Annotated in this window: 20 protein-coding genes; 11 read left to right on the top strand and 9 right to left on the bottom strand. The window is 32.8% G+C overall.

The genetic code is table 11. The annotated features are described in order from the left end of the window. The first annotated feature begins 205 nt into the window (after nt 1-205). Nucleotides 206-1498: a Na+/H+ antiporter NhaC family protein gene (locus ACWJJ2_RS05145; protein ID WP_216304424.1), complete on the top strand. Its 1293-nt coding sequence runs from the start codon at nt 206-208 to the stop codon at nt 1496-1498. Between the two features lie 141 nt (nt 1499-1639). Here the strand turns inward: ACWJJ2_RS05145 and ACWJJ2_RS05140 are convergent, their stop codons facing one another. Beyond that, on the bottom strand, nt 1640-2116 hold the full coding sequence (locus ACWJJ2_RS05140; RefSeq protein ID WP_220286877.1) for a DsrE/DsrF/DrsH-like family protein: 477 nt from the start codon (nt 2114-2116) through the stop codon (nt 1640-1642). A gap of 138 nt (nt 2117-2254) precedes the next feature. Between ACWJJ2_RS05140 and ACWJJ2_RS05135 the strand changes: the two genes are divergently transcribed. Continuing rightward, nucleotides 2255-2596 carry a hypothetical protein gene (locus tag ACWJJ2_RS05135; protein WP_216304425.1) on the top strand — a complete coding sequence of 114 codons (342 nt, stop codon included), beginning with the start codon at nt 2255-2257 and terminating at the stop codon, nt 2594-2596. Between the two features lie 281 nt (nt 2597-2877). Here ACWJJ2_RS05135 and ACWJJ2_RS05130 read toward each other — a convergent pair whose 3' ends face one another. The 3 genes from ACWJJ2_RS05130 to ACWJJ2_RS05120 all read right to left on the bottom strand — a co-directional run bounded on the left by ACWJJ2_RS05130 (nt 2878) and on the right by ACWJJ2_RS05120 (nt 5406). Further along, nucleotides 2878-3600, bottom strand: a complete 723-nt coding sequence (locus ACWJJ2_RS05130; RefSeq protein ID WP_216304426.1) for a phosphatase — start codon at nt 3598-3600, stop codon at nt 2878-2880. An 87-nt stretch (nt 3601-3687) separates the two neighbouring features. Beyond that, nucleotides 3688-4710 carry a metal-dependent hydrolase gene (locus ACWJJ2_RS05125; RefSeq protein ID WP_216304427.1) on the bottom strand — a complete coding sequence of 341 codons (1023 nt, stop codon included), beginning with the start codon at nt 4708-4710 and terminating at the stop codon, nt 3688-3690. 54 nt (nt 4711-4764) lie between these two features. Beyond that, entirely contained in the window at nt 4765-5406 is a 642-nt protein-coding gene (locus ACWJJ2_RS05120; protein WP_216304428.1) for a pentapeptide repeat-containing protein, read from the bottom strand. 220 nt (nt 5407-5626) lie between these two features. On the opposite strand from ACWJJ2_RS05120, the gene ACWJJ2_RS05115 reads away from it, so the two are divergent. The 7 genes from ACWJJ2_RS05115 to ACWJJ2_RS05085 all read left to right on the top strand — a co-directional run bounded on the left by ACWJJ2_RS05115 (nt 5627) and on the right by ACWJJ2_RS05085 (nt 12133). Further along, nucleotides 5627-5881, top strand: coding sequence for a spore coat associated protein CotJA (locus ACWJJ2_RS05115; protein WP_253198299.1), 255 nt, complete (start codon nt 5627-5629; stop codon nt 5879-5881). Next, a complete protein-coding gene (locus ACWJJ2_RS05110; RefSeq protein ID WP_165414510.1) occupies nt 5871-6146 on the top strand; it encodes a spore coat protein CotJB in 276 nt (91 codons plus the stop codon). Before ACWJJ2_RS05115 ends, ACWJJ2_RS05110 begins: the two co-directional genes overlap by 11 nt. Before the next feature lie 3 nt (nt 6147-6149). Then, nucleotides 6150-6731: a manganese catalase family protein gene (locus ACWJJ2_RS05105; RefSeq protein WP_165414511.1), complete on the top strand. Its 582-nt coding sequence runs from the start codon at nt 6150-6152 to the stop codon at nt 6729-6731. Between the two features lie 468 nt (nt 6732-7199). Next, complete coding sequence (arcA, locus tag ACWJJ2_RS05100; protein WP_216304573.1) at nt 7200-8423, top strand: arginine deiminase; 1224 nt, start codon at nt 7200-7202, stop codon at nt 8421-8423. 49 nt (nt 8424-8472) lie between these two features. Next, nucleotides 8473-9471, top strand: a complete 999-nt coding sequence (argF, locus tag ACWJJ2_RS05095) for an ornithine carbamoyltransferase (RefSeq protein WP_216304574.1) — start codon at nt 8473-8475, stop codon at nt 9469-9471. A gap of 95 nt (nt 9472-9566) precedes the next feature. Further along, nucleotides 9567-10988 (top strand): arginine-ornithine antiporter, encoded by a 1422-nt coding sequence (gene arcD, locus ACWJJ2_RS05090; protein ID WP_216304575.1) that lies wholly within the window; start codon nt 9567-9569, stop codon nt 10986-10988. A 23-nt stretch (nt 10989-11011) separates the two neighbouring features. Beyond that, nucleotides 11012-12133 carry an aminotransferase gene (locus ACWJJ2_RS05085; protein ID WP_216304576.1) on the top strand — a complete coding sequence of 374 codons (1122 nt, stop codon included), beginning with the start codon at nt 11012-11014 and terminating at the stop codon, nt 12131-12133. A 159-nt stretch (nt 12134-12292) separates the two neighbouring features. Here ACWJJ2_RS05085 and ACWJJ2_RS05080 read toward each other — a convergent pair whose 3' ends face one another. The 5 genes from ACWJJ2_RS05080 to ACWJJ2_RS05060 all read right to left on the bottom strand — a co-directional run bounded on the left by ACWJJ2_RS05080 (nt 12293) and on the right by ACWJJ2_RS05060 (nt 17944). Further along, a complete protein-coding gene (locus ACWJJ2_RS05080; protein ID WP_216304577.1) occupies nt 12293-13000 on the bottom strand; it encodes an MIP/aquaporin family protein in 708 nt (235 codons plus the stop codon). 105 nt (nt 13001-13105) lie between these two features. Then, nucleotides 13106-14596 carry a glycerol kinase GlpK gene (gene glpK / locus ACWJJ2_RS05075; protein ID WP_216304578.1) on the bottom strand — a complete coding sequence of 497 codons (1491 nt, stop codon included), beginning with the start codon at nt 14594-14596 and terminating at the stop codon, nt 13106-13108. Nucleotides 14597-14857: 261 nt separating this feature from the next. Continuing rightward, a complete protein-coding gene (locus ACWJJ2_RS05070) occupies nt 14858-15223 on the bottom strand; it encodes a DUF1667 domain-containing protein (protein ID WP_220287842.1) in 366 nt (121 codons plus the stop codon). A gap of 6 nt (nt 15224-15229) precedes the next feature. Next, the gene (locus ACWJJ2_RS05065) at nt 15230-16489 is read right to left on the bottom strand and encodes an NAD(P)/FAD-dependent oxidoreductase (RefSeq protein WP_304518689.1); all 1260 of its coding nucleotides are present in this window, start codon (nt 16487-16489) and stop codon (nt 15230-15232) included. Nucleotides 16490-16504: 15 nt separating this feature from the next. After that, on the bottom strand, nt 16505-17944 hold the full coding sequence (locus ACWJJ2_RS05060) for an NAD(P)/FAD-dependent oxidoreductase (protein ID WP_258280696.1): 1440 nt from the start codon (nt 17942-17944) through the stop codon (nt 16505-16507). Between the two features lie 267 nt (nt 17945-18211). Between ACWJJ2_RS05060 and ACWJJ2_RS05055 the strand changes: the two genes are divergently transcribed. Next, on the top strand, nt 18212-18784 hold the full coding sequence (locus tag ACWJJ2_RS05055; RefSeq protein WP_165414344.1) for a glycerol-3-phosphate responsive antiterminator: 573 nt from the start codon (nt 18212-18214) through the stop codon (nt 18782-18784). Between the two features lie 495 nt (nt 18785-19279). Further along, nucleotides 19280-20293 carry a 3-deoxy-7-phosphoheptulonate synthase gene (gene aroF, locus ACWJJ2_RS05050; protein ID WP_216304052.1) on the top strand — a complete coding sequence of 338 codons (1014 nt, stop codon included), beginning with the start codon at nt 19280-19282 and terminating at the stop codon, nt 20291-20293. Nucleotides 20294-20296: the final 3 nt, after the last annotated feature.

The raw sequence follows: 20296 nt of genomic DNA, 5'->3' as shown, positions 1-20296 counted from the left end.
GTTATTAAGGGCTGTGTTTATTTAAACAAAACATAAAAAAATACCGGAATATATCAAAATACATCGAAATAAACGAAATTAAATGATAGAATAGTAAAAAGATATACAAAATAAATGGTTATATCTAAACAAAAGCTTTAGAACAGACTAAGGCGATGATTTAACATGAAAGAATAATTATTATTATACATAGGAGGAAAATTAAATGGAAAAAAGAACTAATTTTATAGGATTATTACCTTTGGTATTTTTCTTAATATTGTTTATGGGGGTTGGTATTTTAACGGGAAACTTCTCTAGTATGCCATTATTGCTAGCATTTGTTTTCGCTACTGCTTTTGCTTTATTATTGGATAAAAAAGGAGAGAAAACATCGTTGTCCGACAAGATTGATATATTTGCGAAAGCGGCTGGAGAACCTACTATTATGTTAATGGTAGTTATATTCATATTGGCAGGCGCTTTTTATTCAATTGCAGATGCAATGGGTGCTGTTACTTCCATAGTAAATATGGGATTAAGTGTTTTACCAGCCAATATGATGTTACCAGGTTTATTTATAGTTTGTTCTATTTTATCATTTTCTATGGGCACTTCAATGGGAACTATAACAGCTTTAGCGCCAATAGGAGTTGGTATAGCATCGCAAACGGGTATGGGATTACCTTTGGTATTAGGAACTGTAGTCGGTGGTGCAATGTTTGGGGATAATCTATCTTTTATTTCAGATACAACAATTGCAGCTACAAGAACGCAAGGAGTAAAAATGAGAGATAAATTTAAATCAAACGGTTTAATTATTTTACCCGCTTTTGTTATTACTGTAATAATATTGACTTTTCTATCTGGTGGAAATGTTCAGTTGCAAGCACTTGAATACTCGTTAGTTAGAATAATTCCATATATATCAATTATTGCTAGTGCGGCAATCGGCCTAAATGTTATGGTTGTTTTAGGAATAGGTATAGCTACTGGATCAATAATAGGACTTGCAATGGGTAGTTTTAATATAGTTGAGATGTTTGCAATATTGCAAAGAGGGATGGGCTGGATGGAAGATTTAGCACTGATATCTATTATAGTAGGCGGATTGGTTGGCCTTATGCATTATTATGGGGGGATTGAGTATCTACTAGAAAATTTAGCATCTAAAGTTAAAACAAAAAAAGGAGCAGAAATAGGAATAGCTGCACTAGTAAGCGTGCTAGATATAACTACAACAAATAATACAATATCTATTATTACGGCAGGACCACTCGCAAAGGATTTGTCAGAGAAATATGGGGTTAGTCCAATAAGAGCAGCAAGTATTTTAGATATATTTTCGGCTGGGTTTCAAGGCGTAAGTCCTTATGCAGGGCAAATGCTATTAGCAGCAACAATTGGGAAGATATCACCTATTCAAATTATTCCTTTTTCAATATATTCTTATTTAATGATAGTTTGCGGATTACTTTCAATATTCTTAGATTGGCCCAAAGCCCAAAGTTTTAAATAAACAGGGGCAGTCATGAGAATGGCTTTAGTGGAGTTTTATTCTAGCAATAAGGAAGTAAATCCTAAGTAAGCTGGCACCTGTAGAGTAAACACTTTTTTATGTGCTTACCCTATAGGTGCCAGTTTATTTATGCACTTACCCTTATATGAATAATTGTATATCTGATTCGAGAGCATCCTTTAGATAGTCCTTAGCCTCAATTACCTCAAGTTCTGGAATGAGTTCTTCCTTTTTAAGGCCCATAACTTCCATTGAAAGCTTACATCCATAAAACTTAACACCTTTTTTTACAGCACCTTCTAGAAATTTAGAAAGGGTAGGTGTTCCGTCTTCCTTCATCATAGCCTCAAGCATTTTTTTTCCGAAACCACTAAAATTCATGGTGGAAAGGGGTAATTCATCTGGACCTTTTGGAGTCATTGCACCCATAAGTTTCTCCAGCGAAGACTTACCTTCACTTGTATTTATATTTGGATTTCTCAATAAAAGCAGACCCCAAAAGGCGAAAAACATAGACACTTCCATTCCTAATTCTTTAGCTGAATTTGCCAGTATTAATCCAGCTAAAGCTTTGTCATATTCTCCACTAAACATTATAAGACTTAGTTTTTTATTCATTATAGCACCTCATTTTCTTTAGTATGTGTATATATTTACATATTTATTCTTATTCATTAATTGAATTTTTTTATAATAATGGGGAAATAATATAATAAATGTTGCAAAAATATTTATTATATTTAGGAGGATTATTGTATGAATTCTTTAGACAGACTATCAAATAAAAATAAATTTAAAAAAAGAAAACAAAGGGTTTGCCCTATTAACAGTTTAGCAGTGATAGGTGTCGCAATTGGAGGAGCTATTGCAGGTTTGTTCGTTCGAAGTTGTTGTGGCGAAATAAAAAATATTATTATTAGTAATGCAAAAGATATTGAAGAGGATATTGAAGAAGATACAAATACTAAAAGGGATGAAATTAAGCAAACATTGGATAAAGCACTTGATGAATCTGTAGGTGACGTAGGAATTGCAATGGAGAGGGCCTTTGAAGACTTGGAAGATGAGAAACAAAGCAAGGATGAGGTTATAAAATAATATGTATATATTAAATCAACTCCTGCGGAGCTGCACAGCATCGAAGAAGATGAATTGACGACTTCAGAAGGAGATTAATACCGCACTTATAGAAGTAGGAGACTTTCCTTCTGAAATGTCGTTAAACTTTGAGTTATAAAAAATGATTATATGCTAATAGTTAAGAAAGAGGATTAAAAACAACAGAGATTGGAAGCTTTTAGAAGCTTCCAATCTCTGTAAATGGTAAGAACTTTTTGAACAGTCTTATTTATGTCTGTTTAATGATTTTAGCTACTGTATTATATATTTTTACCTTTTTCTTTAAGAAATGATAATAACATTTTTTTATTAGTATTAATAATAAGTTCTTCAGGCATATTTATATCTCTAAGTAGTTTTTCTACAACACTAAAATTTCCTATAGAATAGCAGAAATGAGCATCACTGTTTACAATAATCCTTACTCCAAATTCTTTGCAAAGTTTTAGAATTTTAAGACAGTTTTTGTCACTGCCTTTTCTTGAAGTTACAAAAGAGCTATTATTTATTTCGATTAGTATATTTTTTTCTTTTGCTTTTTTTACGATTTCTTCCGCATGTATAGGGAATTTAGGATTTCCCATATGTCCTAAAATATTCACATAAGGATTATCCATAGCTTTTAAAATAGTAGCTGTATTTAAGTCTGCACTCTTTTCACCTTCCATTAGAGGTTCATGCATGCTTGCTATCATTATGTCAAGAACATTTTGTAGCTTTACTGGTATATCAAGATTACCTTCATAATCAATTATATTAGCTTCACATCCGTAAAGCATTTTAACACCGTATAATTCTCTTGGCAGCACTTTAAAATTTTCAAAATACCAAGGGTCGGGAGCCCCTGGCATATTAGGACCGTGATCTGTAACTCCTAATATCTCAAGACCTTTCTCACTAGCATATTTCGCATTCTCCATTAAAGTACTATATGCATGGCCACTAACTATAGTATGGGTATGTAAATCAGCAATAAACTTCATAAAATCTCTCCTCTCACTTTTCCATCTGTATATATTTAATTGTATCCCAAAATCCATGCTAGTGCTTAAAAAGGGGATATATTTTACTTATATTACTCTGAATTCTCCACCATAAACATTGAAACCTATCACGACTACTACAAATAATACTACAATATATATTACTTCAAATAAATTTCCAGTATCAGAGCCTGTGGTAATATGTGGTGGGAATTTAAGTTTAAACTTACCTATTTTTTCTAATATATTAACAAATTTATTATGAATACCTAATTTTTTCAATAACTGCGCAAGAAACCTGGGTATTGAAAGTATTGGTACTCCTTCTTTAGTAAATATATCAGCCCAATAAATATGACTTATATATCCAACGAAAAAACACCCCGTTAAATACTCATAGCCTAATTTATTAAATACATATGAAGCTGAAATAGTAAAAATAGTAACGCCTTCTATTGAGTGCAAAAATGTTCTGTGTGGGAATATTGCTATACAAATTAATAAAATACAAATAAGATAAATAAATGCATCGTTTAAATTAGTAACGTTATACATTGCTAAAATTGCACTCGAACCAATATAAGTTATAAGCATGGTCGACCTTTTGAAATTATTTGTTCCTTTACTAATTGTGGCGGATAATTTCTTATAAACTAAACCAATGATAGGAATCCTTTTGTAATACCTATCATTGGTGATTCCTAAAACTATAAAAAGGAAAGACATAAAATATGTGAATATCTCAGCATATTTACCTATATATTTTATCATTGTTAACTCTTGTACAATAGTTTTTGAATACCACAAAATCAGTGCCCCAAGTCCAATACTTAATAATAATTTTAGTAATAACTTTAATGATTTTTCCATATTATTTATTACTTTAGTACTTGTGCCTGAAAGTGGGTTCATTTGGTTTATCTTACTATTTTGACTATCTGCATCAACAAGTAATCCCGCCAGAGAGGCAGTTCCAAGGCCAATAATGCTTATTCCCATTGGAACATGTATATATTTATTGTTGAATATTGGCATTGAATTAATTAAAGGTATTGTCGCTACTATAGCATATGATAATATCGCTATTTTTTGGTGTGATCGCCCATTCATCTTATGTACTCCTTACTTCCGTTGATGTCATTGTAAATTTTTTTATAAATTACATTACATATTGTTTTTTAAAAACTTAATTATATAACTTAATGTGTGAAAATCACAATTTAAATCGGATTTAATGATATTTAATCCTTTAATTAAGGTATCCTCATCAAAGTTCTCTAATAATATTGTTAAATTTATCATGTTAATGCTACCATCTTTTGTATCTAGAACCCTTGCAGCCTTTACATATTTATTTTTCATTGCATCTAGAATAGCTATTTTAAGGTCCTCACTAATTTCAAATTGTGGCATTTCATCAAAAATTTTGATGCCTGAGTTTTTAATGCTAAGATTCTTAGCTTTTGTAACATCAGTTGACAAAAATATAGTATTTTTAAATTCCGCATCTTTAAAATCAACACCGTCTAGATTCACAGAATCAAATATAGTATTTTCAAATATAGTATTTTTGAAATCACTGCCTTTTAGATTTGTTCCAATAAATTCGGCCCACTTAAAGGTACACTCAAAAAACACACATGATTTAAAATGCGCACCTCTAAAATTTACAAAATTAAAATTAGAGTTTGAAAAATCACTATTATAACAATTGCTTCTCTCAAGATTTTTATACATAAAATTCTTACCTATTTTCTCTATGTTGTTGTAAATAAAATTACCTTTAACACTTTGATTCTTACCCATTTTTACCTCCATGGCAAATGCATTTATTTGCCTTCCTTAATATTAGTATACCTTAAAAAAACTTCTAACCAATTTTAAGGTGGTTAGAAGTTTTTACATTCATTATAAATAGTATACACAATTTCAATAAAAGTCAATAATTAATTAAAAGAAAACTATCACATTTTTAAATACGTGAATATAATATTATGTACTAAACAATATTATATGGAGGATTAAATTGGAACAGAATGAAATGAGAAAAAAAACAAACTGCCCAACAATGAGTAATTGTATTCCACAAGAAACTATAATAGAAAATGTTAGATTAGCCGCAGCTTACGTTCCGTACCAAAAACTTTGCACGATTTTTGCGCCTTTAGAAGCACTTAAAAGAGGAACTGCTTTCCCAGAACTTTATAGTCCGTTTGAGGGGGAAAACAAAAAAAATAGTCCATTTGCATCAAGTAAAAAGGGGAGAACTTATGAAGACTAAAATGGAACTTTTAAAACTAATTGTTGCTTCAGAATTTATGAAAGATGACCTAGGTTTGTTTCTTAATACCCATCCAATGGATCAAGAGGCTCTTGCAAAATATAATTTTTATGTGATGGAATCAAGAGGATTAAGAGAAAGCTATGAGATGAATTACGGAATGTTGTCTGACAACTCGCTGAGCCCTTATCCATGGCAGTGGATAAATAATCCATGGCCTTGGGAAACTGATGCTAATTTCAAACTTGAAAGGGGGGATATGTAATTTATGTGGACATACGATAAGTTTTTACAGTATCCAGTGAAAATTAAAAACCCAAATCCTGCAATGGCGAAAATTATTATTACTCAATATGGCGGACCGGATGGTGAATTAGGTGCCTCATTAAGATATCTGAGTCAGCGCTTTTCTATGATTACGCCTCAAGCGATAACAACATGTACTGATATTGGTACGGAAGAATTGGCCCATTTAGAAATGGTAGGTGCTATGGTTAGACAGCTAATGAAAGGTGCCAGTCTTGAAGAAATTGAAAAAGGAGGCATGAGTGGCTATTATGTGGATCATGGTAGAGGAGTATACCCTGTAAGTGCTTCAGGAGTACCCTTTAATGCTTCTTATCTTCAATCAAAAGGGGATCCAATTGTAGATCTAACAGAAAACTTAGCAGCAGAGCAAAAAGCAAGGGCCACTTATGAATATCTAATTAACATGGCAGATGACCCTGATGTATTAGATCCATTGAAGTTTCTACGAGAAAGAGAAATTGTTCACTATCAAAGGTTTGGTGAATCTCTTAGGATTGTTCAAGATTACTTACAGGAACCTCGTTTGTTTACAATGAGATAATGAATTATAAGTACACATATAAATGATAATAAAGCTTAGGATTGTGAAAACAATCCTAAGCTTTTAATTTATAAAAAAAATTTGCGGTTGACTTCCATATACAAAGATGGTAAAATCTTAACAGAATTATGAACAAATTATTAACAAAAATCATTAAACACATTTATAAGTATAAATAACCAAAAATAAGTTTAATGAATATTTATGCTTTAGTTTTATTATTATGCATAGCAAATTAGATAATTGCGAATATATATACAAACAATCTGACGTTTTAACTTATCAAGAGGAGATGTATGTAGTATTATTGCGCAAAATAGAGATTTTCATAACCATATAGTGATAATTCAGGAGCAAAGCTAATAATCAAGATATATATGCAATTACAGTGAAATAATGGGGTTCCCTTATAAAATCGTACACTTTATAATGATAGTATAAATAAAAATGAATAGGAGGCCAAGTTAAATGGAATCATTTATAAATGTAACTTCTGAAATAGGAAAACTTAATAAAGTAATGCTACATAGACCTGGTAGAGAAATAGAAAATTTAGTACCAAATCTTCTTGAAAGATTGCTTTTCGATGATATTCCTTATTTAGAAGTAGCGCGAAAAGAACATGACATATTTGCAAAAATATTAAAAGAAAACGATGTTGAAGTTCTTTATTTAGAAGAACTTGTTACAGAGGCTTTGAATGAGGATCAAACAAAAAAAATATTTTTACAACAGTTTTTACATGAAAGCCACATTAGTAATAAAGAAATATATAAATCTCTTTATGATTATTTAATGTCAAAGCCTACAAGAGAAATGATTGATATACTTATGGCTGGAGTTAGAAAAAACGAAATAGCTGTTAAGGAGATTCATTCTCTAAGAGGATTAATAGGAACCCAGTATCCATTCTACTTAGATCCTATGCCTAATCTTTACTTTACTCGCGATCCAGGTGCTTCAATTGGAAATGGGATTACTATAAATACTATGCAAACTGAAGCTAGAAGACGTGAGACTTTGTTCCTAGAATTTATTCATGAATATCATAGCTCTTTCAAACAAAATGAAGTGCCACTTTGGTATGATAGAAGCCTCCCAAATAATATCGAAGGTGGGGACGAACTTATATTATCTGCCACAACCCTTGCAATAGGATGCAGTCAAAGAACTTCCCCTGAAGCTATAGAAGTTGTAGCAAGAAATTTGTTTGAAATACATACTACTTTTGAAAAAGTATTAGTACTAGAAATTCCATCTAGCAGAGCATTTATGCATCTTGATACTGTATTTACTATGGTTGATTATGATAAATTTACAATACACCCAGAGATAGAAGGACCACTTAATGTTTTCGAAATTACAAAAGGTGTCAATGGAGAATTAAATATTAAGCAAGAAAAAGATATATTACAAAATGTATTAAAATCTGCATTAAAAGTGCCTTCAGTTGATTTAATAAGATGTGGTGGTGGTGACGCTATTGTAGCGGCAAGAGAGCAATGGAATGATGGATCAAACACTCTAGCTATTGCACCAGGAAAAGTTATAACTTATGAACGAAATTATGTTACAAATGAAATTTTATCAAAACGTGGTGTAACAGTGCTCACAATGCCAAGTGCCGAACTTTCAAGAGGAAGAGGCGGCCCAAGATGTATGAGTATGCCACTAAATAGAGACAACTTATAAACACAATATAAAAACAATATAAAAACAACAATATTAGGAGGAATTTATTATGTTTAACTTAAGAAACAGAAACTTTTTAACTTTGATGGACTTTACTCCAAAGGAAATAAACTACTTTTTAGATTTAGCTAGAGATTTAAAAAGAGCTAAGTATGCAGGTACAGAACAACAGAAATTAAAAGGTAAAAACATTGCGCTAATATTTGAAAAGAGTTCTACAAGAACAAGATGTGCTTTTGAAGTAGGAGCACTAGACCAAGGAGCTCATGTAACTTACCTTGGACCTACAGGAACTCAAATTGGTAAAAAGGAATCTGTAGCAGATACAGCTAGAGTTCTTGGAAGAATGTATGATGGAATAGAATATAGAGGATATGGCCAAGAAATAGTTGAAGAACTAGCAAAATATGCAGGAGTTCCTGTCTGGAACGGATTAACAACTGAAGACCACCCAACACAAATTCTTGCAGATTTTTTAACTATAAAAGAACACTTTGACAAGCCATTAAGCGATATTGTGTTTGTATATGCCGGAGATGGAAGAAACAACATGGCAAATGCATTGATGATAGGCGCTGCTAAAATGGGTATGGACTTTAGAATTGTATCACCAAAGAGCTTATTCCCAGAAGCAGCATTAGTTTCAAAATGTAATGAAATTGCTAAAGAAACAGGAGGAAAGATTACCATTACAGATAGCGTTGATGCAGGAGTTAAAAGTGCAGATGTAATCTACACAGACGTATGGGTTTCTATGGGCGAAGCAGACGAAGTATGGGCATCAAGAATAGAATTATTAAGGCCATACCAAGTTAATATGGAAATGCTTAATAAGACAGGTAATAAAAACGTTAAATTCATGCACTGCCTACCAGCTTTTCATGATTTAAAAACACTTGTAGGTAAAGATATATTTGAAAAATATGGTCTTGAAGGTTTAGAAGTTACAGATGAAGTATTTGAAAGTACACATTCTATAGTATTTGATGAAGCAGAAAACAGAATGCATACAATCAAAGCAATTATGGTTGCTACACTTGGAAACTAGCCTAAAATAATTATAAAATTAATTGGTGAGGGCAATATTATTGCTCTCACCAATTTAAAATATGGCTAATACATTAATCAAAAGGAGATTACAAAATGTCTGATAGATCAAAAAAACTAGGGTTGTTTTCACTAACAGCATTAGTTATTACGTCCTCAATAGGTGCTGGTATATTTAGTATATCTAGTGATTTAGTATCTGGTGCTGCAGCAGGACCTGCAATTATTGCATGGATAATTGTTGGTTTTGGTGTTTTAATGTTATCGTTATCTTTTAACAATTTATTATTAAAAAAGCCTGAATTAAATGGCATATTCAGCTATGCAGAAGATGGTTTTGGAAAATTTGGAGGTTTTATTAGTGGATGGGGATACTGGTTATCATCTTGGCTTGGCAATGTAGCCTTTGCCACAATGCTTATGAGTATACTTTCCTACTTCTTTCCCGTCTTTGGAAATGGTCATAATATACCATCAATTATCGGTGCAAGTGTTTTTATATGGTTACTTACTTACATAGTTAATAGAGGAGTTGAAGAAGCCGCTGTTATAAATACACTAGTTACCTTATTTAAATTAATACCAATCTTTTTATTCATAGTAATAGGTATTATAGCTTTTAAGGTGGATTTATTTACATATCATTTTTGGGGAAACATATCTACTAATTTTAAGATATCAGATATATTCGTGCAAGTTAAAAGTTGTATGATGGTAATGATGTGGGTTTTTGTCGGTATAGAAGGGGCCTCTATGTTATCTTCTCGTGCTAATAAGAAATCTGAAGCAGGCAGGGCAACTGTACTAGGACTATTAGGTTTATTAATTATTTATGTTTTAGCTTCTATGATTCCTTATGGTCTTATGAGTAAAGAGCAACTAGTAAATTTACCAACTCCTACAATGGCGTATATCTTAAAAGATATTGTTGGGCCATGGGGAGCTACATTCATAAACATAGGTTTAATAATATCTATTTTAGGTTCATGGTTATCGTGGACAATGTTACCCGCTGAAACCACTCTTTTAATGGCACGTGCAAACCTACTGCCGAAAAAATTTGGTGAAGTAAATAAAGCTGGTGCGCCTACTTTTTCATTAATTATCACGGCGGCTTTAACTCAATTATTCATTTTCACTTTATTATTTACAGATAAAGCATATCAGTTTGCTTATTCAATGGGTACTGCTGCAATATTAATATGTTATTTATTCGTTGGAATGTATCAATTTAAAATATCTTATATCGACAGACATAAAAAAGGTGAAATAAAACAAATAATCATAGGTTTAATTACAGTAATTTTTGAAATTTGGGGAATTCTAGCTTCAGGAATAAACTATACTTTGCTTTGTCTTTTGGCTTATATTCCTGGGATTGCGTTTTTTGTAATGGCTAGAAAAGAAAATGGTGAAAAGAAATTACTAACAAAAAACCAATTTGTATTAACTTCTTTGATCGTTATTGGATCAATATATGTTATTTATCTATTAGCAATAAGTAAAATTACAATTTAAATTGTTGAAAAGAGGTTTTTAATATGAAAATTGCAAATTTTGGCGTTGAAGAATGGTTAAATGTTTGGGAAAATGATGCTATCTATGATATAGCAGGAAGCTCAATAGCTTCATTTTCATTAGAGGAAATAATATCTATAGATGGGACAACTCCAGAGGAATTTTTCCATGGACTATTAAAAACAAAAATGAACTATGGATGGATAGAAGGGTCCCCAGAGTTTAAAAAAGAGGTTAGTAAATTATATGAAAATGTTCCAGCTGAAAATATTCTACAAACTAATGGAGCAACTGGCGCAAATTTATTAGCTTTATATTCATTAATTGAGCCAAATGATCATGTGATTGCCATGCATCCTAGCTATCAACAATTATATGAGATTCCAAAGTCTTTTGGTGCTGAAGTGGAGTTTTGGGAAATTTATGAAGATAATGACTGGCTACCTAAGTTAGATGAATTAAAAAAATTAATGCGTCCAAATACAAAATTGATTTGTTTGAATAATGCAAATAATCCTACTGGGACTATTTTTGATGATAACTTTCTAAAAGAAATAGTTAAGATTGCGGATGCTGTGGGTGCTTACATTTTAGTTGATGAAGTATATAAACCTTTAGATTCTGACATTTCTGTTTCATCAATAGTAGACCTATATGATAAAGGGATTTCTACAAATAGTCTATCAAAAACATATTCAGTTCCAGGAATACGTGTTGGTTGGATTGCTAGCAATAAAGAATTAGCAGATTCATTTAGGAAGTATCGTGATTACACTATGATTTGCGCAGGTGTTTTTGATGATTATCTAGCTGTTCATGTATTAAAAAATAAAGAATTAGTCCTAGATAGAAATAAAAAAATTATCCATACGAATTTAGAAATTGTTAAGGAATGGATTAAAAATGAACCTCGCGTTTCATTAGTGTTTCCGAAATATGTTTCTACATCATTTATAAAATTAGATATACCTGTTGATATTGAACAATTCTGCATAGATATTTTAAAAGAAAAAGGAGTTCTTTTAGTTCCAGGCAATCGTTTTGATGTTCCGGGGCATGCTAGGTTAGGATACTGTTCGCATTCAAATATATTAATAAATGGATTAAAAGAGCTATCTGCTTATTTAACAAAGTTTGATAAATAATCTAATCTAAAATAATTTATACTTACAAAGTTAATATATTTTACAAATAAAAAAGTTTACATGGAAGTCATAAGATGAAAATACTTACGGCTTGCATGTAAACTTTTAATTTAGTTTATTGAGGATCTATGTGTTCCAATTTAATGACTACATGATTTACTAAAATACAGCTACCCAAACTAATGCTGCAAGTACTGCTCCAACTATTGGGGCAAATACTGGAATCCATGAATACGCCCAATCAGAATCTCCTTTACCGGCTATTGGTAATATTGCATGAACAATTCTTGGTCCTAAATCTCTTGCTGGATTTATTGCATATCCCGTTGGTCCACCTAAAGAAAGTCCTAAACCCAAAATTAATCCTCCAACAACAAATGTTGGTAATCCTGCAGCAGCTGTAACACCACCTATACCTAATATAACAAAAACCAATACAAATGTTCCGATTACTTCAGTTAAAAAGTTTGAAGAATACTTTCTAATTGCTGGTCCTGTACAAAATACTGCGAGTTTTCCAGCCTGGTCATCTGTTGCCTTCCAGTGTTCTAAGTATGTAAGCCATACTAGTGTAGCTCCAGCCATAGCTCCTAACATTTGGGCTATAACATAACCAGGCACTTGCGCCCAGGAAAATTTTCCAGCAACAGCTAAAGCAATAGTAAGCGCTGGGTTAAAGTGAGCACCGCTTATTGCACCAAAAATGAACGCTGGCAACATAACGGCCATTGCCCAACCAGATGCAATTACAATCCATCCGCTATTTTGAGACTTACTTTTGTTTAGTACACTGCCTGCAACTACACCGTCTCCTAAAAGAATAAGTATCATAGTACCAAAAAATTCAGCTAATAGTTTTGTTGACATTTTATTTTCCCCCTAATTTTCGAATATCTTTATAGATGAAATGTATTGCATTGCATCTATATTTGAATACATATCATATCATATCATATTATAGCTTTATTTTCCTTATTTCGACCAATTTCTTGATCTTCCAATAGCTTTATGCCATCCTTTTAAAAGTTCTAATCTCTTTTCTTCTCCCATTTTTGGTTCAAAGGATCTTGATAGTGCCCAATTTTTCGCAATTTCCTCCTGATCTTTCCAATATCCAACTGCCAGGCCTGCTAAATAGGCAGCACCTAACGCTGTTGTTTCAATTACTTTTGGTCTGTCAACTTGAACATCTAATATATCTGACTGAAACTGCATTAAGAAGTTATTAGCACATGCACCACCATCCACCTTTAATGATTTAAGTGTAATACCTGAATCTTCTTGCATAGCTTTTAATACATCATTTGTCTGATAAGCTAAGGATTCAAGTGCTGCTCGTATAAAGTGTTCTTTCTTAGTTCCGCGAGTTAAACCAACTATTGTTCCTCTTGCATATGGATCCCAATATGGAGCACCAAGTCCAACGAATGCTGGCACCATATATACACCATCTGTATCTTCAACAGCACAGGCATACTCCTCTGATTCAGGTGCGGTCTTTATCATTCTTAATTCATCTCTTAGCCATTGAATAGTTGCACCTGCAACAAATACACTGCCCTCAAGAGCGTAGTTAACTTTGCCATTAATGCCGTAAGCTATAGTTGTAAGTAAACCATTGTGGGAATCAACTGCTTTTTCACCAGTGTTCATTAATAGGAAGCAACCAGTACCATAAGTATTTTTAGCCGTTCCAGCTTGATAACAAGTTTGTCCAAACAGGGCAGCTTGCTGATCACCGGCTGCGCCAGCTATTGCAATTGGAGAACCAAATATTGAATTATCGGTGTATCCATAAACACAGCTTGATGGTTTTACTTCTGCAAGCATTGATTTAGGTATATCTAAAGTACTAAGTATTTCATCGTCCCATTTCAATTCATGAATGTTGTATAGAAGTGTTCTTGAAGCATTTGTATAATCTGTTACATGAACCTTTCCATTTGTTAATTTCCAAATTAACCATGTATCAATAGTACCAAATATTAAATTACCTTTTTCAGCCTCGTCTCTAGCACCAGCGACATTATCAAGTATCCATTTAACTTTTGTTCCAGAAAAATAAGCATCAAGTATAAGTCCAGTTTTATCGCGTACTACTTTATTAAAGCCTATAGTTTTTAATTCATCACACATGCCAGCGGTTCTTCTACATTGCCAAACAATTGCATTGTATACAGGAACTCCAGTGTTTTTATTCCAAACCACTGTAGTTTCTCTTTGATTAGTAATACCAATAGCGGAGATATCTTTTGCTGTGGCACCAATTTTGGCCATAGCTTCTTGTGCCATACCTAATTGAGTAGCCCAAATTTCCATAGGGTCATGCTCAACCCAACCTGGACTCGGAAATATTTGTGTAAACTCTTTTTGAGCTACGCTTGCAATAAGTCCTTCTTTGTTAAATAAAATGCATCTTGAACTTGTTGTTCCTTGATCTAGTGCCATTACATACTTAGCCATAATTTGTACACTCCTTTTTCGGTTTAATAGTAATCGTTTACTTAATGATTTATGGAAACACGATATTAATTAATATAATATCGTGAATTATTATTGGATTAGTTGTTAATGTTAAATCATCACCTGCGCAGCGGCAGTATCAACGACTTCAGAAAGAAATTTATACTCTCACTGAAGTTTTTTCTTTATTATAGTGTATAACCCCCTCTTATAGAAGAAGGGGTTATATACTATTACTAATATACTATTAAAGTAATACTATTAGACCACTTTAACGTTCTTAGTTGCTATAATATTCACTCCGGTGTCAAGTATGTTTTCTAGAACCACATCACCTATAGAAATAGGAGCTTTTACTATAACATTTTTTAATGCTCTTACGCAGTCATAAATCATATCCTTTGGAATATCTCTCTCAGTTTTAACAGGAAGTATCTCATTTTCCCCACCTGAAACTAAAACAGAGGATGTAACGACTCTTGTTGGATTAGTGCATTCTTTCTTGCCGTAGGTTTCTCCCAGCTTACAGGTATTTCCTTTAACGCTAATAACTTCTTTGCCCTCAAGCGCTACCACAAGAGCACAACCTATTGGACAGCCTATGCATGTTAATTCCCTTGTACTCATAGTTAACTACTCCTTTTCTACCTTTATGGTAATCTTTTTACAGTTACTATATTTATCAAAAACTGCTTTAGTTAATTTAACGCTTTCCATTTCGCCTGGTGTAAGAATCTTTTTCTTTAAATGCATTTCGCGCACATCATCAAAATAAACAGATATATAAGCAGATTTATGTACCTCACCAACCCTAAATCTAACATCTATTATGTTATCGATATTTTCAGGATTGATAGTACTTGGTACTGTATACCTAACTCCGTCTGTCGCGAAGATCTCAATACTCTTTCCGGCATGGTAAATTCCTTTTATGTAATCAGAAGCATTTCTACCAGCAGTGTAGCTTTCAGTGGTTACATTATCTACTAAATCATGAACGTGAAGCACATTGCCACAGGTAAATATTCCAGAAATGCTCGTCTGCATGCTTTCATCTACCTCAGGACCCCCAGTAACTCTGGAAAGTTTAACATTAGCTTTTCTAGAAAGTTCATTTTCGGGTAGAAGGCCAACAGATAAAAGTAATGTATCACAAGCAATGTATTCCTCAGTTCCCTTAATTGGTTTTCTATGGTCATCAACTTGAGCTATAGTAACTCCGCAAAGTCTATCATGCCCATGTATATTTGTTATAGTGTGGCTTAATTTTAAAGGAATATTAAAATCGTCTAAGCATTGTACAATATTTCTCTTAAGTCCACTTGAATGAGGCATTAGTTCTACACAAGCCTTTACATTTGCACCTTCGAGAGTCATTCGTCTTGCCATTATAAGTCCGATATCTCCAGAACCAAGTATTACTACTTCTTTTCCTGGCATTAGACCCTCAACATTAACATATTTTTGAGCTGTTCCAGCTGTATAAATACCTGCGCATCTTGCACCTGGTATGTTTAAAGCTCCTCTTGGTCTTTCTCTGCATCCCATTGCAAGTATAACTGCTTTTGCCTGGAGCTCCAATATACCATCTTCTGTATTTACAGCAGTAACTTGTTTACTATCATTTACATCTAGAACCATGGTATTTAGTTTATACTCGATATTAAGTGCAATAACCTTGTCAATAAACCGTTGTGAATACTCAGGACCAGTAAGTTCTTCTTTAAAGGTGTGAAGACCAAAACCATTATGAATACATTGATTGAGAATACCACCTAATTGATTATCTCTTTCTATAATTAAAATGCTGTTTATCCCTTGATCCTTTGCAGAAACTGCAGCTGCAAGGCCTGCTGGACCTCCACCAATTATGATTAAATCATATTCTTGCATATATATTCCTCCAATTTATAAAGATTGTTTATTTTTGCCAGTGAGCAGTATAGAATTTTCGCCTGATTTTGTGATGGCGCATCGTGGTATATTAAGTTCTCTTGAAAGAATATCTACAACTTTTGTTGCACAAAAGCCCGATTGGCATCTCCCCATTCCAGCTCTTGTCCTTCTTTTAACTCCATCAAGTGTTTTTGCTCCAAGAGGTCTTCTTATAGAGTCTATAATTTCACCTTCTGTTACAGTTTCACACCTACAAACAATTGTTCCATATTCAGGTATTTCCTTGATTATTTTTTTTCGCTCATCGTTTGACATTTCTCTAAATTTTCTTGTACCTTTTCGTATAGGGTTGAATTTTACATTTTCCTGCGGTGCTAATTTTTCTGTTACTATATCAGCTACCATTGCAGCAATACTTGGAGCACTAGTTAAACCTGGAGAATCAATTGCTGCTACATTAATAAAGTTCTTAGCGTCTTCTGCTTCCCCAATTATAAAATCATTTCCCTCGCATTTTGATCTATTCCCTGCAAAAGAAGTTATAACCATATTCATAGGAAGTGGCATTTGGATACTTAATTGAGCATTTAAAACGATATCATCGATGCCTTCGCGAGTTGTACTAAGATCAGCTTTGTTATCTTGATCTACAGCATTAGGTCCAATTAGAAGGTTACCATCAACAGTAGGGGTAACTAAAACTCCTTTTCCAAGTTTAGTTGGAAGTTGAAAAATAGTTTTTGTAACTAAATCTCCGCAAGCTTTATCAAATAAGACATATTCTCCTAGCTTGGGAAGTATTTTAAATTTATTATTGCTTACCATATTATTAATTTCATCCGAAAATAAACCGGCTGCATTTATTACTACTTTTGTTTCAATGTCGCCTTTATTAGTTTTTATAACGTAACAACTTTGTTTTTTTTCTATATTAAGGACCTCAGTTCCAAATTCAAATTCCACGCCATTGGTGTATGCGTTTTCAGCCATAGCAATAGTCATTTCATATGGGCAAACAATTCCTCCTGTTGGAGCATATAAGGCACCGACACAGCTCAATGTTACATTAGGTTCCATTTCTCTAACTTGATCTCCATCAAGAATAGCTAAATTAGGTACTCCATTTTTTTCGCCTTGTTCTAGTAATTCTTTAAGATCATTCATGTGTTTCTCGTCGAAGCACAGAACCAATGATCCATTCCTCTTAAATGGGAAATCTAATTCCTTTGCAAGCTTTGTATACATTTCATTACCTTTTGCGTTTAATTTTCCCTTAATAGTACTTGGATTAGCATCATACCCTGCATGTACTATTGCACTATTTGCTTTTGTTGTACCAGAAGCAACATCACTAGATTTTTCAATAACACATGTTTTTAAATTATATTTAGATAGCTCTCTTGATACTGAGCAGCCAATGATGCCAGCACCAATAATAGTTACGTCAAACATCCTTTTACCTCCTAAATGCAAATAAAAAGAGAACCTTGATTAATAGGTATAAAATACCCATACATCAAGGCTCTCTTTTCTCCGCCTTTACTTATTTAAGTACATACTAACATAATAATTAAAGAAGTACAAGTCCCAATTAAAAACATACATAATTTCGAAACAACAACAGAATGATGTGAATTTGCTTGAATGAGAAATGAGAATGTGATAGTATTTAATTAACTATATCTTATAAACCTAAATAAATTTTTGGAGGGTACATCATTGGAAAACCTAGAACAATTATTAATAGAGAACCCAGTTATTGCAGCCATACGAAATGAGCAGGATTTAAAAAAAGTGATTCTTAGTAATGTTCATATTGTGTTTGTCTTATATGGGAGCATAATAAATTTAAAGAAAACATGTGAGGACCTTAAAGAGGCGGGCAAAGTAGTATTTGTTCACGTGGACTTAATAGAAGGATTAAAGGCAGATTATGCAGGGCTGCTTTTTCTAAAACAATGTGGAGAACCTTATGGAATTATAACTACAAGGGCAACAAATATAAAAAATGGGAGAAAGCTAGGATTCTGCGCTATACAGAGAATATTTGCAGTAGATTCTTTGGCTTTAGAAACGGGAATAAGAAATATACAATCTGTAATTCCAGATGCTGTAGAGGTTATGCCTGGGGTTGCAAGTAAGATTATTAAAAATATAGGAAGTGCAGTGAGAGTACCAATTATAGCAGGGGGATTGATTCAAAATAAGAAGGATATAATGGAATCAATTAGCGCAGGAGCAATGGCTATTTCAACGTCAAAACAAGAATTATGGGGTTTATCTGAAGAATAGTAAAGATGAGATTTTCTTATAGGAACATAAGTTGGTAATTAGTTATCAACTTATGTTCCTATAATTTTTGAGAAATAGACCATTGACAAACATGTTAACATGTTATATCATTTAAACATTAAAGAATTTGAAGATATTAATTTAAACTTTTGTGAGGTGTTATTATTATGAAAAATATCATTATTAAGGAAATCAATAAAAAAGTATATTTTTATTTTAGCTGGGGCTATCGTTATTTTAGCGTTAGTTACTTTTTGTGCAAAAAAAAATATATGGTTTTTTTAAATAATGAGTTTAGTAATAAAACTATGATACCAGCGTATGCTGATTTATAGAAAGTAAACTAAGTCTGTACGCAAGGAGGACTCATTATAGGGGTTCTCCTTTTTTAAAAGGAAGACCCATTATAAGGGGTCTTCCTTTTTTTATAATTTTTTATAAGTTAAATGACTTATTAAGACTAAGATCAAAATAATATTTTAGGAGGAATTTTAAATGGTAATCGTAATGAAATCAACTGCAAAACAAGAACAGATTATGAATATTAAGAAAAAACTTGAGGGGTTAGGTTGTGCCATCTTTATTACACAGGGAGAAAACTGTTGCATTTTAGGGATTGTTGGAGACACAAGTTCAATAAATGCAGGCCAGATTGAAGCAGAGGAATGTGTTGATAATGTTATGAGAGTTCAAGCTCCTTACAAAAGAGCTAATAGACTTTTTCATCCTGATGATTCATTAATAAAGGTAGATAACAGAATAATAGGTGGAAAAGAACTAGCGATAATTGCAGGGCCTTGTGCTGTGGAAAGTGAAGAGCAATTGATAACTATTGCAAAAGATGTAAAGCTAGCAGGAGCTAATTTTCTAAGAGGCGGAGCTTACAAACCTAGAACTTCTCCATACGCATTTCAAGGAATGGAGGAAGAAGGATTAAAAATATTATTAGAAGCAAGAAAAATAACGGGGCTTCCAATAGTAACTGAAGTTATGAGTGTTGAACTAGTTGATAAAATATCGCAATATGCTGATGTACTTCAAATTGGAGCTAGAAATATGCAAAATTTCGATCTTTTAAAAGAAGTAGGAAGATGTAATAAGACAATACTTTTAAAGAGAGGTATGAGTGCAACAATTGAAGAACTTCTTATGTCTGCGGAGTACATAATGTCTGAAGGAAATCAAAATGTAGTTTTATGTGAAAGAGGTATTAGGACCTTCGAAACTTTCACAAGAAACACCTTAGATTTAAGTGCAATTCCAGTACTTAAGAGGCTTAGTCACTTGCCAGTTATAGTAGATCCAAGTCATGCCGCTGGTAAATGGTGGTTAGTAGAGTCACTTGCGAAAGCAGCTATAGCAGTTGGTGCAGATGGTCTTGAAATTGAGGTGCATAACGATCCTACCAATGCATTGTGTGATGGACAACAATCATTAAAACCGGAGAAATTTGAGGATCTTGTAAATTCCATAAGAGTAATTGCAAAAACACAAAATAGAATAGTTTAAGAG

Source organism: Clostridium sp. CM039 (assembly GCF_055081075.1).
The sequence above is the reverse complement of the archived record's forward strand: the minus strand, read 5'-3'. Positions and strand labels throughout refer to the sequence as shown.